The organism is Bradyrhizobium sp. Kon58, from assembly GCF_055807455.1.
Genome location: NZ_JBVVOT010000429.1, coordinates 1 through 272 on the forward strand (window position 1 = coordinate 1; position 272 = coordinate 272).

General features: G+C 61.4%; 1 protein-coding gene. It reads right to left on the bottom strand.

The window, feature by feature from the left end; all coding sequences use genetic code 11:
• Positions 1-272, bottom strand: a 272-nt coding sequence (locus AC0L20_RS41030; RefSeq protein WP_473295831.1) for a cupin domain-containing protein, incomplete at both ends; no start/stop codon positions are given.

A 272-nucleotide genomic window follows, 5' to 3' on the forward strand; every position in this document is an offset into this window, starting at 1 on the left:
TGGTAGTCGTCTTCAATCCGGATGATGTCGTCTTCCCCGAGATAGCTTCCCGTCTGGACCTCGATCAGCTCCAGCATGATTTTACCGGGGTTCTCCATCCGGTGCACCGCGCCCATCGGGATGTAGATGGACTCGTTCTCGTGCACGCTTTTGACGGTCTCGTTGACGGTGACGCGGGCCGTGCCGCGGACCACGATCCAGTGCTCGGCGCGATGATGGTGCTTCTGCAGCGACAGACGCCCGCCCGGCTTCACCACGATGCGCTTGACCTG